Annotated in this window: 13 protein-coding genes and 2 pseudogenes; 4 read left to right on the top strand and 11 right to left on the bottom strand. The window is 43.7% G+C overall.

What is annotated here, in order from left to right:
• Positions 1–120: 120 nt before the first annotated feature.
• From CK1_RS01030 to CK1_RS00990, 9 genes and pseudogenes are all read right to left on the bottom strand, one after another.
• On the bottom strand, positions 121–456 hold the full coding sequence (locus CK1_RS01030; RefSeq protein ID WP_330383229.1) for an AEC family transporter: 336 nt from the start codon (positions 454–456) through the stop codon (positions 121–123).
• A 54-nt stretch (positions 457–510) separates the two neighbouring features.
• Positions 511–1,545, bottom strand: coding sequence for an alcohol dehydrogenase (locus CK1_RS01025; protein ID WP_015524494.1), 1,035 nt, complete (start codon positions 1,543–1,545; stop codon positions 511–513).
• 84 nt (positions 1,546–1,629) lie between these two features.
• On the bottom strand, positions 1,630–2,778 hold the full coding sequence (gene iadA / locus CK1_RS01020; RefSeq protein WP_015524493.1) for a beta-aspartyl-peptidase: 1,149 nt from the start codon (positions 2,776–2,778) through the stop codon (positions 1,630–1,632).
• 32 nt (positions 2,779–2,810) lie between these two features.
• Positions 2,811–4,331, bottom strand: a pseudogene (gene yfcC / locus CK1_RS18720) (putative basic amino acid antiporter YfcC).
• A gap of 62 nt (positions 4,332–4,393) precedes the next feature.
• Positions 4,394–5,611 carry a carboxynorspermidine decarboxylase gene (locus tag CK1_RS01010; RefSeq protein ID WP_015524489.1) on the bottom strand — a complete coding sequence of 406 codons (1,218 nt, stop codon included), beginning with the start codon at positions 5,609–5,611 and terminating at the stop codon, positions 4,394–4,396.
• Positions 5,611–6,869 (bottom strand): annotated as a pseudogene (locus CK1_RS01005) (saccharopine dehydrogenase family protein). The gene CK1_RS01010 and the pseudogene CK1_RS01005 overlap by 1 nt, the downstream one beginning before the upstream one ends.
• 42 nt (positions 6,870–6,911) lie before the next feature.
• A complete protein-coding gene (speB, locus tag CK1_RS01000; RefSeq protein ID WP_015524486.1) occupies positions 6,912–7,769 on the bottom strand; it encodes an agmatinase in 858 nt (285 codons plus the stop codon).
• Positions 7,770–7,772: 3 nt separating this feature from the next.
• Complete coding sequence (speE, locus tag CK1_RS00995) at positions 7,773–8,627, bottom strand: polyamine aminopropyltransferase (RefSeq protein ID WP_015524485.1); 855 nt, start codon at positions 8,625–8,627, stop codon at positions 7,773–7,775.
• 5 nt (positions 8,628–8,632) lie between these two features.
• Positions 8,633–10,099 carry an aminotransferase class I/II-fold pyridoxal phosphate-dependent enzyme gene (locus CK1_RS00990; protein WP_015524484.1) on the bottom strand — a complete coding sequence of 489 codons (1,467 nt, stop codon included), beginning with the start codon at positions 10,097–10,099 and terminating at the stop codon, positions 8,633–8,635.
• 572 nt (positions 10,100–10,671) lie between these two features.
• Between CK1_RS00990 and CK1_RS00985 the strand changes: the two genes are divergently transcribed.
• Positions 10,672–12,057 (top strand): MATE family efflux transporter, encoded by a 1,386-nt coding sequence (locus tag CK1_RS00985; RefSeq protein WP_092070385.1) that lies wholly within the window; start codon positions 10,672–10,674, stop codon positions 12,055–12,057.
• 90 nt (positions 12,058–12,147) lie between these two features.
• Here CK1_RS00985 and CK1_RS00980 read toward each other — a convergent pair whose 3' ends face one another.
• Entirely contained in the window at positions 12,148–13,614 is a 1,467-nt protein-coding gene (locus CK1_RS00980) for a sensor domain-containing diguanylate cyclase (RefSeq protein WP_015524482.1), read from the bottom strand.
• Between the two features lie 193 nt (positions 13,615–13,807).
• Positions 13,808–14,188, bottom strand: a complete 381-nt coding sequence (locus CK1_RS00975; protein ID WP_242981925.1) for an adenine deaminase C-terminal domain-containing protein — start codon at positions 14,186–14,188, stop codon at positions 13,808–13,810.
• Here CK1_RS00975 and CK1_RS00970 point away from each other — a divergent pair.
• From CK1_RS00970 to CK1_RS00960, 3 genes are all read left to right on the top strand, one after another.
• On the top strand, positions 14,176–14,553 hold the full coding sequence (locus CK1_RS00970) for a LysR family transcriptional regulator (protein WP_015524480.1): 378 nt from the start codon (positions 14,176–14,178) through the stop codon (positions 14,551–14,553). The two genes, CK1_RS00975 and CK1_RS00970, sit on opposite strands and share 13 nt — an antisense overlap.
• Entirely contained in the window at positions 14,502–15,101 is a 600-nt protein-coding gene (locus tag CK1_RS00965) for a LysR family transcriptional regulator substrate-binding protein (protein WP_353611204.1), read from the top strand. Before CK1_RS00970 ends, CK1_RS00965 begins: the two co-directional genes overlap by 52 nt.
• A gap of 219 nt (positions 15,102–15,320) precedes the next feature.
• Positions 15,321–16,700, top strand: coding sequence for an alanine/glycine:cation symporter family protein (locus tag CK1_RS00960; RefSeq protein ID WP_173760697.1), 1,380 nt, complete (start codon positions 15,321–15,323; stop codon positions 16,698–16,700).
• Positions 16,701–16,747: the final 47 nt, after the last annotated feature.

The raw sequence follows: 16,747 nt of genomic DNA, 5'->3' as shown, positions 1-16,747 counted from the left end.
ATCATTGTTTTATTTCTCCTTGATTTGCCCGGAAATGCCCTGTTTTGCAATGGATTTCGGGGATTTGTGAAATGTGTGTTTTAGCTGCCATCTTGGCAAAATGGGGCAAGATTAAGCAAGTTATTGCGTGATCTTATCATTTCCAAGCAGAATACCAAACAGAGCATATCCCAGCATTCCAGCTTCATATCCTGTCAGTGTAAAGGGAAAATAGACATCCTTTTCTTTTACAAGTTTACAAAGCAGCCTTCCTGCAAAAATCCCACCTGCGGTCACTACGAAGAAGATAACCGGAAATATCACAGTATCTGCTTTAATACTTGCCCGATAAAAAATATAAAACAATGAGATTGGAAGTGTAAAATTCATAACCAATGCCTGAAGTCCTTCAATTCCCTCTGGGCGGATCAGTTTTTTCTCTCTGCAGATCATCCCAATAATAAGCATTATGATCACGGGTAAAATTACTTGTAATAAACTTACTATTGTTCAGCCTCCCGTACCTGTTTCTCAGCATTCCACTGCTACTTTAATCACACCATCTCTCTTATTTTCGAACAATTCATATGCCTCTTCAATCCTGTTTAACGGATAGGTATGCGTAATCAGCGGTTCCGTGTTGATCTTACCTTCTGATATCAGCTTCAGAATTTCTTCGCAATCGCAGCCATCCACTCCACCTGTTTTAAAAGTGAGATTTTTACCATACATATCTGGGAGTGGTAACATCTGCGCTTTATCGTAAAGCGCAACCACTGTCACGATTGCATTTGGTCGGGCACATTCCCACGCCAGTTTAAATGTCGATTCTGCTCCGGCAACTTCAAGGACTGCATCAGCTCCACCATGCTCACTATTAGTCTTAACAAACTCTTTACAGTCTTCCGGTGAAACAGTAAGAATCTCCGGATAATGCTCATTAATAAAGCGAATACGTGTCTCGTCCTTTTCACATATAATGATCTTCGCTGGGTTTTTCAGCATAACACTAAGTAAAGTACATATTCCTGTTGGACCGGCTCCAATGATCAGTACGGTATCTTCCTCTGTGATTTCAGAAATACGTGCTGCCCAATAACCAGTAGCAAGAACATCTCCTACCAGTAAAGCCTGTCTGTCCGTAACACCTTCCGGGATTTTATTCAATCCCTGATCTGCAAAAGGAACCCGGACATATTCTGCCTGTCCCCCATCGATACGACAGCCAAGTGCCCAGCCACCATTCTTGTCGGTACAATTGTTTACATATCCTTTCTTACAGAAAAAACACTCTCCGCAAAAGGTTTCTACATTTACAGTCACCCGGTCTCCCGGTTTTACATGCGTCACCTTAGAACCGACTGCCTCAACAATACCTACCATCTCATGGCCAACTGTAATTCCCGGGACTGCACGCGGAACACTTCCGTGTTTAATATGCAGGTCACTGGAACAGATGCTGGCCAGTGTCACCTTTACAATGGCATCTCGTTCATGCATGAGCACTGGTTTCGGTTTTTCCATTAGTTCAAATTTTCCCTTTGAAACATATGTATAAGTCAGCATTATTTTGCCCCCATCTATTAGAATGTATGCTAGTAAAATATCCGGTACGGAACACATCTGTTCTTATACCGGATATTTCTAATTCTATTTTGTATACACTGTTTTACCTCTTGCTATTACCTCAACAAGCTGCAGGTCCTGATCCAGGATACAAAGATCCGCATCATAGCCCTCTTCAATCTTTCCTTTTCCATTAAGGCGAAGGATTTCTGCCGGATTGGATGTTATTGTTGAAAGTGCAATTTCCAACGGGATATCCGCTTTAAACACACACTCTTTAACTTCCTTCAGAAGGCAGCTGGACTGTCCAACGCCCATTCCAAGAAATTCGCCATCACTACTGTACATCGGAAGGCTTCCCTGTCCATCAGAAGAAATTGTCATGCGGTTAGGATTTACTCCTGCATCTAACATCCGTTTGATACCATTACATACTCGTACCTCATCACAGATAGTTTCCCAATAGTCAATATCTTCATTTCCGGTAAAATCTACTGCTCCGCCTTTCAGCGCATATTCCATTGACTTGCAGAAAAGCAGCTCATTTCGATTGATATGTGTTGGCAGTATTTGAGAAGTCGGTATCTCTGTCTCATCTACCACCCGTTCAATAAGATCTAAGCATCTCGGACTGTCACCAAGATGAACATTTACAATACCAGCTTTCCCGGAAAGAACACCACCAAGTCTTGTATCCGCAACGACACGTACAAATTCCTCAAAAGTCGGCTGTGAAGACCGATGATCAGAGATCGCGATTTCTCCAGTTCCAATGATTTCCTGAATCATCATAATATCTTTCACAATACTGTCAGTCAACGTACGAACCGGAATCTGATAACTGCCTGTATAACAGTATGCAGACATTCCCTGCTCATTCAATCCTTTTGTCTTTGCAACCAGTGCACATATATCACGACCGATTCCATCTGTTCCAAGACAGCCAACAACTGTTGTTACTCCAAACTTCGTAAGTCCTTCCATAGTTGCTTCTGGAGTACGATTGGCGAATCCACCTTCGCCACCGCCTCCGAGTACATGAACATGACTATCAATGAATCCCGGAGTTAAAAGTAACCCCTCTCCATTGATCATTTCTGCCTCAGAAAGAAATCCGTCTGCGGATATAGAACCTGGATCTTTAATCTTAATAATCTTATCATTGATCACAAGTACATCTTTTTTCCCCAGATGCTGTGGAGCATAAACATCAATATTCTGAATTAATTTCATCATAAATCACTCCCAATTATCCAATGCATGTTTTAGAATCCAATTCCAACTGCAATAAGAACTGTAATGATTGCACCAATCATTAAGACGCCAAGGAATTTCCACATGAATTTAATCCAGTTAGACCACTCAATCTTTGCAATTGCAAGAGATCCGATCAGACATCCGGATGTAGGAACAATCAGGTTTGTAAATGCATCACCAAGCTGGAATGCAACTACAGCTGTCTGTCGTGAAACACCTAACAGGTCTGACAGTGGAGCCATGATCGGCATTGTGATCGCAGCCTGTCCTGTTCCGGATACAACAAAGAAGTTAAATACGGACTGGAACAGATACATAAGTACTGCTGCAACCGCTCCGGAAACTCCAGACAATGCATTTGAAATATTATACATAATTGTATTGATAACTGTAGGTGTGGTCGGATCAGATCCACCAAGAACCTGCATGATACCCTGTGCCATAGCAACAACAAGTGCAGCACCAATCAGATCTTTTGCTCCATCTTTGAATGATATTGCGATATCATTCAGTTTCATGTCGTTCAGTTTTAAAGATAACTCCGATCACACCGGAAACAATTCCCATAATAAAGAACTGTGTAGCAATCTCCGGCATGTAGTATCCCTGAGTCATAACTCCCCAAACTACCCATACTACTGTAGCAGCCAGTGTCAGAAGAACTAAAATGTGTCCAAGACCAAATGAATGTCCTTCGTCAATTCCTGTTTTTCATTCTGCTCACGGAAATATGAATCAGTCTTATATGCGATTGAGATTGTCGGAGTCTTTTTGATCTTTGATGCATAGAACATAGTCATTCCACAGCCGAGTGCTGTAAATACTACCCACATTACCATACGGAATCCTGCTCCGGAGAATACGTCAATACCTGCAATACCCTGTGCAATACCTACAGAGAATGGATTCATCCAAGATGAACCAAAACCAATCTGTGTTGCAACATAAGTAACAAGAACTGCGATAACTGAATCATATCCAACTGCTACAAACAACGGACAAAGAATCATAGTAAACGGAAGCGCTTCTTCTCCCATCCCGAAAACTGCTCCACCAAGAGAAAACAGTACGAAAAGTATCGGAATCAGTAGTTTTTCTGCTCCCTCTGCCTTACGGATCAATCCGATCAATCCGGATTCAATCGCACCTGTACGGATCATGATACCGAATGCACCACCTACTACCATAAGAAATGCGATAATCTCGATTGCAGAACTATTTACGATTCCGTTATACATATAGTTGAAAAATCCTGTTCCACCATCTCCACTAAAGAGTGCTACTCCTTCTGTTACTACATTTCCTGTATCATCTGTCAGATACTGGAAACTTCCGTCTTTGATTACTGTGCGGGTTTTCTCAACACCATTGATCATATATGAAATATCCTGTGTTTCGTAAAATCCCTTTGGTACAAGAAATGTCATAAGTGCTGCGAAAACAACTACAAAAAAGATGATAATGTAGGTATCAGGCACTTGGAATCCCTTGTTAAAAGACTTTAACCCTTTTCCTTCGTTTTTGCTCATTTTTGAATCTCCCTCCCATTTTTCATTAAACCTGTCAATATTATTTTTCAAAAAAACTGCTCTTATTTCCTGCAGCGTCCAAGTCTGCCTTTAAAATCTTCATACCCAAAATCAGTAAGACGTTCCATGGTTTTATCGCCATGTCTCAGCCATATATCAGGCAAAGGCATTCCATTAAAGGTATTGTTCTTGCAGGTTGTATAAATGGCCATATCACCAAACATGAGGATATCTCCGTACTTCAACGGCTCTGAAAAGCTGTAATCTCCTATGATATCTCCTGACAGGCAGGTTGGTCCTCCGAGCCGGATTGTGACTGCATTTTCTCCCGGTTCATCTGCTCCAAGAAGAGGAGGACGATAAGGCATTTCCAGAACATCCGGCATATGACACGCAGCACTTCCATCCAAAATTGCAAGCCGGATATCACCATTTTGCAGCACATCCAGAACAGTTGTCAAAAAAAATCCTGCATTTAAGGCCCATGCCTCTCCGGGCTCCAGATAAACATCTACCTTCCATTCTTCCTTTGCTGCTCTAATGCACTTCTCAAGCCGTGCAATATCATAGCCTGGTCTTGTAATATGATGTCCACCTCCCAGGTTCAGCCATTTCATCTGAGAAATCAGATCTCCGAATTTCGTCTTTACTGCTGTAAGAGTAGTTTCCAGATCAGAAGAGTCCTGCTCACAAAGGGTGTGAAAATGAATACCATCCAATAATCCGATCAGCTCCGGATGCTTTCTCACAGCAGTCTCCCATTGTGCTCTTGTGGTACCCATGCGGCTGCCTGGGGCACAGGGATCATAAATAGCATGTCCCTCCTGGGTAGAGCATTCCGGATTGATCCGAAGCCCTGCATTTTTCCCGGCCTCCTTCACTCTTTTTCCAAAGCGAAGAAGCTGAGAAGGAGAGTTAAACACTATATGATCTGCAAAGCTAAGCAGCTCCTCAAATTCATCCTCACGATATCCGGCGCAAAATACATGTACCTCTTTTCCAGGCATCTCCTGGGCACCAAGCCTGGCTTCGTACAGTCCGCTTGCTTCTGTTCCCGTCAGATAAGGTTCCAAAAGATGATAGCAGTCATAATTACTGAAAGCCTTCTGTGCCAGGAGCATTTTGCAGCCTGTTCTTTTGGCAATATTCCCCATTAATTCTGCATTTTTTATAAGCGCCGCTTCGTCGAGAACATAACAAGGTGTTTTGATCTTCCGCAGCTCCGGCGGAATAATTCCGCCGGACGCTGCAAAGGGTGGTCTTGTATCTGTTCTTTCCATTAATCCACCAGCTCCGGATCATGATTTTCGCTGCGTGGAAGTCCATATTTGTCAAGTGCTTCCAGGAACGGATCCGGGTCAAATTCTTCTACTGTGTACACTCCCGGGCGGATCCATTTTCCGGTAAGCATCATTAATGCTCCGCACATAGCCGGAACGCCTGTCGTATAGCTGATTGCCTGACTTCCAACCTCTTTATAACATTCCTGGTGGTCACAAACATTGTAAATATAATAGGTTTTCTCTTTTCCATCCTTTACCCCGGTGAAAATGCAGCCAATATTAGTTTTTCCCTTAGTCCGTGGACCCAGGCTGGCCGGATCCGGGAGAAGAGCCTTCAAAAACTGGATAGGAACGATTTCCTGTCCATTATAGTTGATCGGAGTAGTAGAAAGCATTCCCACATCCTCCAGACAGCGCATGTGATCCAGATAGCTCTGTCCGAAGGTCATAAAGAAACGAATTCTCTTTACACCCGGAATTGTCTGGGCAAGGGACTCGATCTCCTCGTGATGCAGAAGATACATATCTTTATCGCCGACCTGATCAAAATCATATTCCCGCTTGATCGCCATCGGAGGGATTTCCACCCAGTGTCCATTCTCCCAGTAGCTTCCGGGCGCACTTACCTCACGAAGATTGATTTCCGGATTAAAGTTGGTTGCAAATGCATATCCGTGGTCTCCTCCATTGCAGTCCAGAATATCAATGGTATCGATCTGGTCAAACTCATGCTTTAATGCATATGCACAATATGCCTGGGTAACACCCGGGTCAAAGCCGCAGCCAAGAAGTGCTGTAAGTCCTGCCTCTTCAAATTTCTTCCGGTATGCCCACTGCCAGGAATAATCAAAATATGCGGAAAATCCCGCTTCCTTGCAGCGTTTTTCGTAAATAGCACGCCATTTGGGATCATCCGTATCCTCCGGCTCATAGTTTGCCGTATCCATATAGTTTACACCACATGCCAGACATGCATCCATGATGGTCAGATCCTGGTACGGAAGCGCAATGTTCATTACCAGATCCGGTTTGTAACTATTGATCAGCTGGATCAGCTGGTTTACATCATCCGCATCCACCTTTGCGGTGGTAATAACTGTTTTTGTTTTCCTTCCAGTTTCCGGGCAAGTGCATCACATTTTTCTTTTGTCCTGCTTGCTATACACAGTTCTGTAAATACAGTATCTGCCTGACAACACTTCTGAATTGCTACACTGGCTACTCCGCCGCAGCCGATTACAAGTACTCTGCTCATGTTTTTTGTCTCCTTTTTTATACTCAATTTTCGTAACTGTTTTTATTTTGCCACCGCCAGCAGCAGTTCCCTGACCACCTTACATGCTGTAGCTGTGGAAACACCGCTTGGATCCAGCATAGGTGCCAGCTCATTAACATCTGCTCCCACAATATTTAATTCTGATACCTTCCGGATAGCAGCGAGCAATTCAAGGAAGCTTACGCCTCCTGCCTCCGGTGTACCGGTTCCCGGAAATACAGATGGATCCAGACAGTCCAGATCAATGGTAAAATATACCGGAACCTGCTTCCTGGCCAACTCCTGTACGGTTTCTTCCAGGCCTTCAAAGGTAAAGGGATGAAAATCTGTATGCTCTTTTGCAAACCGGAATTCTTCTCTTTCCCCGCTTCGGATACAAAACTGATGTATCCGCCCATCTCCCAGAATATCATAGCATCTGCGGATAACACACGCATGACTTAAATGGGCACCAAGATAATCGTCTCTTAAATCTGCGTGCGCATCAAAATGAATAATATGAAGTCCCGGATATCTCCCGGCGACAGCTCTCACAGCAGCCAGTGTCACCAGATGCTCTCCCCCCAGAAGCAACGGCATTTTTCCCTCTTTCAGGATTTCCTCTGCACGATCCTGTATATCAGCAAGCGCCTTTTCACTGCTACCGAAGCAAAGTTCCAGATCTCCACTGTCAAATACCCGGATATCCATAAGGTCACGATCCTGATAAGGGCTGTAGGTTTCCAGTCCAAAGCTTTCATGACGAATGGCAGAAGGACCGAACCTGGCTCCCGGACGAAAGCTTGTGGTCGAATCAAAGGGAGCTCCGTAAAGAACAATTTCTGCTTCCTCAAAGCTGCTGTCACAACCGATAAAATTTTCAATATTTGGTAAGATCATAAATCAGTCCTCCACCTCCTGAAGCATTTCCTCCAGAAAAGCCGGAAGATAAAATGCACCTTTGTGAAGCCTTGTAGTATAGTAACGGGTGCGAAGATTCAGTGAATTCCATGCCTTCGAATCCAGGTCATCCACAGGATGATATTTTTTACTTGCAAAGCCAAACAGCCAGTAGCCGGCAGCAAAGGTAGGAATATGAGCCTGGTAAACACGGCTGATCTGGAAAGTACTGGCAATTCTTTTGTGACTGCGCTGCATGGCATGCGCATCCTCGGAATAAAAAGGACTTCCCTGCTGATTAACCATGATTCCATCCGCCTTCAGCGCATTATAGCAGTTTCCGTAAAATTCACGGGTAAATAATCCCTCCGATGGGCCAAAGGGATCCGAGGAATCTACAATAATAAGATCATATTTATTTTCGCAGCGGCGTATATATTTCAACGCATTTTCATAATGAAGGTGCACTCTCCTGTCATCCAGCCTGCAGGCATTTCCCGGAAGATATGCGCGACAGGCTTCTACTACCATAGGATCCATCTCTACCAGATCAATATGGCTGACACGGTCATACCTGGTCAGTTCACGTACAACTCCGCCGTCTCCTGCTCCGATCACAAGAATATCTTTGGCTTCTTTGTGAATAGCCATAGGTACATGAGTGATCATTTCGTCATAAATAAATTCGTCACGCTCTGTGAGCATTACATTACCGTCCAGTGTGAGCACCCTGCCAAATTCCGGTGTCTCAAAAATATCAATTCTCTGATAGTCACTCTGCTTTGAATAAAGCTGACGGTTTACCCGGATACTATGCTTCACATCCGGTGTATGAAATTCCGAAAACCACATTTCCATTTTCTTTACCTCCCTGCCAGTACGTTTAAACGCAATATATCCGGATCTTCAGGGCCTGTCATATTGCATCCTTTTGCCTTGGCATATTCAATATAATCCAGGATTTCCGGAGTGATTCGTTCCCCCGGAGCCAAAATCGGGATTCCCGGAGGATAACACATTACAAACTCGCTGCATACTTTGCCTTCGGTTTCTCTGAGAGGAAGGCTGCATTTTTCTGCATAAAAAGCTTCCTGAGGACTTGTCACTACCTGAGGATCGATATATTCCTGATCCAGCAATCCTGATTTATCCTTCTGGAATCGCCTGCGGATCTCCGCAAGAGCACTTACCAGCCGCTCTATTTCCTGGGCACGATCTCCGATCGACAGATAAGCCAAAATATTTCCAATATCACCAAATTCGATTTGAATATCATATTCATCTCTCAGTATATCGTAAACCTCGATTCCTGCAAGTCCGATATCCAGGGTATGTACACTTAATTTCGTAATGTCAAAATCAAAAACCGAATCTCCATTCACCAGCTCTTTTCCAAATGCATAATAGCCGCCAATAGCATTGATCTCTTCCCTTGCATACTCTGCCATATCTGCTACCTGATGAAAAATCTGGCGTCCTCGCTGTGCAAGATTCCGGCGCGAAATGTCAAGACTTGACATCAGAAGATAGCTGCCTGAAGTAGTCTGAGTCAGATTGATGATCTGACGGACATAACCGGCATGAACACCTGGTCCTGTAAGAAGAAGGCTGGACTGGGTCAGGCTTCCGCCACTTTTATGCATGGATACAGACGCCATATCTGCACCGGCTGCCATTGCCGAAACCGGCAGACCTCCGCCAAAATAAAAATGGGTTCCATGTGCCTCATCTGCCAGACACAGCATTCCTGCTTCATGAGCCATGCGTACAATTGCGCGAAGATCACTGCAGATTCCATAATAGGTGGGATTGTTCACCAGCACAGCCACCGCATTTGGGTGCTCCTTAATTGCCTTTGCCACCTGTTCACGTCGCATTCCAAGAGAAATCCCAAGTCTCTGATCCACCTCCGGATTCACATAGACCGGGATTGCTCCGCACAGAACCAGCGCATTCAGCACACTTCTGTGGACATTTCGGGGAAGAATGATCTCATCTCCCCTCTTACAGGCAGTTAGCACCATAGTCTGCACTGAGCTTGTAGTTCCTCCAACCATAAGAAATGCATGCGCTGCTCCAAAGGCATCTGCTGCCAGCTCTTCCGCCTCCCGGATCACAGATACGGGATGACAGAGATTATCAAGCGGCTTCATGCTGTTTACATCCACACCTACACATTTTTGTCCCAGAAATTCAGTAAGCTCCGGATTTCCTCTTCCTCTTTTATGTCCCGGCACATCGAAAGGTACTACTCTCATACGCAGGAATTTTTCCAGAGCTTCATGAATTGGAGCATGATTCTGGTCCAGTTTAAAACGACTTCTGTTCATTGCTTCTCCATTTCCAGTTCCTTTATCCGCACAAAAAAAGCAGGCCGATACAAAACCGTAAACCTGCTTAGATCATTCTTCCTGATTTTATTTTCATCGCATATAAATATGAGAATCCCCATATTTACATGAGATCAGAATCCGGATGATATATGTCAGAGTCTATATAGCAATCATACTTTTACTACTCTTATTGACCGTTTCACAAGTCTGCGCAACATGCGCATGACGGTTATCAAAGGAACCAACTTATAAAATTTGAGCTTCTAACTCAATCAATAAGGCAACCAAAGTTACCATCAGCGGCAGTGGACCCGGCTGTCCGTATGGCCTTGACCCCAAAATGGAGTGGTCCAAAATAATTGCTTTGAAAAGACTCTTTCTTGTCCTTCAAAATCTACATAAGCATAGCATATCTGAAAATTCATGTCAACTATCAAAATCGTTTAAATACTTATAGTATGGACCATTTATAATAATGTCAGAAGGATATTCTTTTCTTGAATCCCTTATATTTTCATGCTAATATATATAATTAGGTCAAAAACTACAAAATACAAAATGGAGGAAATATGAATCAAAAAAGTACATCTGCTCCCATAGCAGAAAACAAAATGGGGACCATGCCCGTAGGAAGGCTTGTACTAAACATGTCTCTGCCAATGATGATCTCCATGCTGGTGCAGGCATTGTACAATATTGTAGACAGTGTTTTCGTTGCCATGCTTTCCGAAAATGCTCTGACGGCAGTTTCCATGGCTTTTCCACTGCAGACACTTCTGATCGCAGTAGGTGCAGGTACCGGTGTGGGTATGAACGCACTGCTTTCCAAATCCCTTGGAGAAAAGAATTTTGAAAAAGCTGATCGGACAGCCAGCAATGCTGCTTTCCTGTATGGCTTAAGCTATCTGGTTTTCCTGATCCTTGGATTTACAGTAGTAAAACCATTTTATGCCAGCCAGGTACATAACGCAGACCCTGAGATCCTTAAATTTGGGATTGAATATCTGAGCACAGTTATGATATTCTCCTTTGGTCTGCTTGGACAGTTTTTCTTTGAACGTCTGCTCACATCCACAGGAAAAACCATATTCAGCATGACTTCTCAGCTGTGCGGTGCCATCACCAACATCATCCTTGACCCGATCCTGATCTTTGGTCTGTTCGGTGCTCCGAAAATGGGTGTTACCGGAGCTGCTGTAGCTACTGTGATCGGACAGTGTGTAGCCTGCATCGTTGCCGGAATCTGCAACCATAAATTTAATCATGAAGTCCGGCTCAGCTTCAGGGGCTTCCGTCCTGACCTTAAGATCATCGGCCATATTTATGCAGTAGGTATTCCATCGATCATCATGCAGTCCATCAGTTCTATCATGACCTACTGCATGAATCTGATCCTGGTACAGTTCACAGTCACTGCAACTGCAGTATTTGGTGTTTACTTCAAATTACAGAGTTTTTTCTTCATGCCTGTATTTGGACTTAACAACGGCATTACACCGATCATTGCCTATAATTATGGTGCACGCCACAGAAAGCGTATGCTTAAAACTGTCAAAGTCAGCATGTTCATCGCATTCTGTTTTACATTCATTGGTTTTCTTGCCTTTGAATTTATTCCGAAAACACTGCTGGGGCTGTTCAGTGCTTCCGAAGATATGCTTACCATCGGAATCCCTGCACTTCGTATCATAGGAATCCACTATCTGATCGCATGGTTCTGTATCATTGCGGGAACTGTATTCCAGGCACTCGGAAAAGCTGTATTCAGTATGATCGTATCTATCATGCGTCAGCTGTTTGTCCTGGTACCTGCTGCTTATATCCTTGCTTCCATCGGCGGACTTCACGCAGTATGGTGGTCTTTCCCCATTGCGGAGATCATTTCTCTGATCGTGTCCGTAGCTTTCCTGGTTGTCATAAACAGAACGATCATTCAAAAAATTCCGGAAGCCTAAGGACATCAAAGCTTCCCATTCCAATTTATACAAAAAGAAGACAGAAGATTTCCTTTTTTCTCTTCAGGATATCTTCTGTCTTTTTTATTGTTATTTATAGATCCGGTAGCCATCCCTTCCGGAGCGTTTTACCTGATAAAGGGCAAAATCTGCTTTTTGATACAGTTCCATAAAGGTATCTCCATCCTGTGGTGCAAAAGCAATTCCTGCACTAAAAGTAAATGTATGCTCTCCCATGCCTTCCATACGGATCTCCCTGAGCTTTTCATGAAGTTTTTTTATTCTGCTCTCCATATTTTCCCGTGAACCGATATTACAGAGCAGGATCACAAACTCATCCCCGCCGATACGCCCGATCACATCCTGTTCCCGGAACTGCTCTTTAAGAAAACCTCCCAGCATTTTTAATACATTATCTCCCATGACATGTCCGTAAACATCATTCACTTCTTTAAAATGATCCATATCCAGGATCAGGAAGCCATGAAAGCCTTCCGGAGCTTTTTCTCTCAGAATAGCATCGATCACCTTCTGCGTATTCTCTCTGTTATAAACGCCTGTAAGCGCATCCTTCTGGGCAGAACGTACCAATTCCGCTTTCTCCTGATTATTTCTTACAACAATATACAGGAGCAGGAGCAGCACCAGAATACAGAAGCTTCCCATAAATAGGATTTCATAACCAGAAATGAATTCATAAGCCTGCTGTGCACTTTTTACAGGAATTGCATAACAGATCATCCAGTCATTGTATCCAAGAGGCATATATGCCAGATACCGGTCCTCTTCTTTTCTCTCTTTGAGACTAAACTTCACCAGACCACTTTCGCCAACTTTAAAATCTTCCTGAATATCCTGAAGAGCATGCTTTCCTTTGAGATTTTTTTCTCCGTAATATTTAAAAAGATTGATTCCATATGTGATCTCCGTACCAGACGCCGAACCACTGTCAAAGGCAATGATCTCTCCATCACTTGTGGCCAGAAGACTGTTTCCCGCTCCATCAAAAAGATCATTAAAAAGCATATGGCTCAGCGCTGTAACATTACAGGATCCGCCCAACACACCGATCACTTTATGGTCTTTGTATACCGGCACACCTAAAACCACCCGCACCTTATGGTCCACACTGCTTTCCAGGGGATCGCTGATGGTCTGCTCTCCACTGATAGCCTCCTGAAAATATCTGCGATGAGAAACATTCTTGGTTACTCCATTGTCGTAGTATGCATCTCCATTCTTATCAATAAGAGCAGCCCTCTCCAGGTCTGTCTTTTCATAAATAGATATCAGTTGTTCTTTATTTTCTTCTGAAAAAAGTTCTTCTGATTTTCCCATTGCAGAGGCAATCTCATTCAGATATTGATAATTAATATCCAGTATCGTCCGCAAATGTTCACTTTGTCTCTGCACATTTATCTTCAATGTATTCTGAGAATTCACCTGTACAGCCCTCTGCACACACTCGAAAAAAATAAGAATCCCTGCTATAACCGCCAAGATAAAAACGCCGGTTGCCATAACATAATTTTTTAATTCAAAGTGATTCTTTTTCATACGTTTTCTCCTGATCTAACCTTTTTTGTCCTGCATTTTTATTTTACCATGATTTTTGTTTTTTCTCTATAACAAAAAATCTGCAGATTCCAATCATAAGATTGAAAAATGCAGATTTTTTACAACGATATCTGATTATTATGCCGCCTTCCGCTACTCACGTCCGGCTTATATTGCTGCAATAAGAACAACGTTATTTATTTTTCTTTGTGTTTACGATCAGCGGAACAATTTCTCCTTTTTTTACATCCACCAGTCCCTTATCAGTCAGCTTCAGTGCCGGGCTTACCGGTAATCCAAGTGTTGCCACTGACATGATCGGATTATTATGCACATATCCCAGATCTGTAAGGCTTTTTCTTACCGCCTTCAATGCAAGGCCATTCTCCCTGATTGATTTTTCGGATAAAAGCCCACATACCGGAAGTGCAAGTTCAGAAAGGATCCTTCCATCTTTTACTGTCAGAAATCCCCCCTGCAGTTCCCGGATCCTGTTTACAGCAAATAACATATCATCCGGAGAGCTTCCTGCCACAAAGAGATTATGATGATCATGAAAATATGTTGTTGCCACAGTTCCCTTTTTCAAGCAGGAACCTGTACATTCTCTGCATTGCCAAATATCAGAATCTTACAAAAGCCGCACAGGAGCTTTATATTTCCCAGCCAACCCTGACCAAGCATCTCCAGAAACTGGAACGAGAAATGGGGACCAAGCTGTTCAGCCGCAGCGGAAACAGCTATACACCTACCTTTGCGGGCCGCAAATATATGGAGTATACCCGAAAGATCCTGCAGATACAACAGGACTGGGAAAAAGAGCTGAAAGATCTTACAGAAAATAATGAAGGAGAACTGAACGTTGCTTTCCCACTGATGAGGAGTACCTGTATGGTTCCTCAGATCATGACCTCTTTTTTCAAAAATATCCTAAAGTAAAGGTCAATATCCTGGAAGAGGCATATTCTATCCAGGAAAAACTTCTGCTCAATGATCAGCTTGATTTTGGCATTTTCAATGAAGTACATAAACACCCCAAGCTGGAATACGAACTGCTGAAAAAAGAAGAAATCCTTCTGATCATGCCTCCGGAGCACCCATTGGCTGCTGCCGGCAGTGTATCCACTCACGGCATATACCCGAAGCTTGATCTCTCACTTCTGGCAGAAGAGCCTTTTATCCTGCATTTTCCGGAACAGACTACCGGACAGCTTTCGCTGGAAGCATTGAAAGCTGCCCATATCAAGCCTTATGTGCCAATACAGAGCCGCAACACAGAAACCTGTGTCAAACTCTGCATGCAAGGACTTGGTATGTGTTTCACCCCGGAAACCTATGTCCAAAATATGGACCTCCCTGTAAAACCAGCCTGTTTTTCCATTGGTGAAGATGGCGTCTTCAGCACACTGACAATTGCATACCGAAGAGGCACCTATCTCCCACAGTACGCCCGGGATTTTATATGTACTGCGAGGAAGGTCCTGTAGAATTTTGATCAACATATATTGAAGCAAAAAATCTTCTGTTCAGAGGGAATATTTTTGTTGCATTATTCTGAATATTCCTGTATAATTAGCACAATAATCAAAACTTAAGAGCGTAACGTACAAGGGCGTACAGCACATATTTCCTGTGTCTGTACGCCTTTGTGTTATTTCTGCAGTCCTGCGGATATTTCGCTTTGAGAAAGGGAGGAGATTTCTATGATGAATGCAATCGGAAGTGTGATAAACCAGATCGACAGTCTGGTGTGGGGCTGGTGGATGATCATTTTACTTCTGGGCACCCATATTTTCATGACCATCCGTACCGGTGTGATCCAGCGTAAGATCGGTACCGCCATTCGCCTGTCTGTCACCAAAGATACCAATGCGGAAGGTGAAGTCAGCCAGTTTGGCGCCCTGACAACAGCCCTTGCTTCCACTATTGGAACCGGAAATATCATCGGTGTCGGTACTGCCATTGCTCTTGGCGGTCCCGGTGCAGTCCTCTGGTGCTGGCTTACCGGTGTCTTCGGAATCGCCACCAAATACAGTGAGTCTCTCATCGCTGTAAAATACCGCGTCAAAACCAAAGATGGCCGTATGCAGGGTGGTGCTATGTATGCCCTGGAGCGCGGATTAAATATGCGCTGGCTTGGTCTGATCTTTGCCTTTTTCGGTGGCTTTGCTTCCTTTGGAATCGGATGTGCTACCCAGGTCAATGCCATTGCAACGGTATGTAATGAGAACCTTCATATTTCGCCGGCAACGATCGGCATTGCTGTGGCAGTTCTTACTGCCCTTGTTATTTTCGGCGGGATCAAATCCATCGCCAATGTATGTGAACGTCTTGTTCCGTTTATGGCATTTTTCTATGTGATTGGATGTATCATCATCCTGGGGATCAATTTCGATTTTATCATTCCCGCAGTAAAAACCATCTGCAAATTTGCTTTTACCCCTGGTGCTGCTGCAGGAGGTCTTGTAGGACGTGGTATCATGATGGCCATGCAGTATGGAATCGCAAGAGGACTTTTTTCCAATGAATCCGGTATGGGTTCTGCCCCCATCGCCGCTGCTGCCGCACAGACAAGAAATCCGGTTCGTCAGGCTCTCGTTTCCAGCACCGGTACATTCTGGGATACCGTTGTGGTATGTCTGATGACCGGTCTTGTTCTGGTAACCAGTATTATGAAAAATCCTTCGATCGACATGGGAAATATCACTGATGGCGGTGTTCTTACTACACTGGCTTTTCAGCAGATCCCGGTTCTTGGTCCTGTGATCCTTGTAGTGGGTATCATTTCCTTCGCATATTCTACAGTCCTTGGATGGGCATATTATGGCGAGCGATGCGTGGAGTATTTCTCCGGCAAAAAGGGACTCATTCCCTATCGTGTGCTGTACATTGCGGTAGCTGCCATCTCCCCTGTTATTTCTCTGAACCTGGTATGGACCGTAGCGGATATCCTGAATGCACTGATGGCTATTCCAAACCTGATCGCAGTATTACTGCTTTCCAATGTGATCGTAAAAGAGACCAAAAAATATATCAACGATCTGGATGCACGGGATGACACACCGGTGGAAGTGATCGATAAATAAAAAACGATAAACATAAGCATTTTATATAACAAAGTTACAGCTCCGAC

This window comes from Ruminococcus sp. SR1/5 (genome assembly GCF_000209835.1).
Classification (GTDB): Bacteria; Bacillota; Clostridia; order Lachnospirales; family Lachnospiraceae; genus Blautia_A; species Blautia_A fusiformis.
This window is presented reverse-complemented; position numbering and strand designations above follow the sequence as displayed.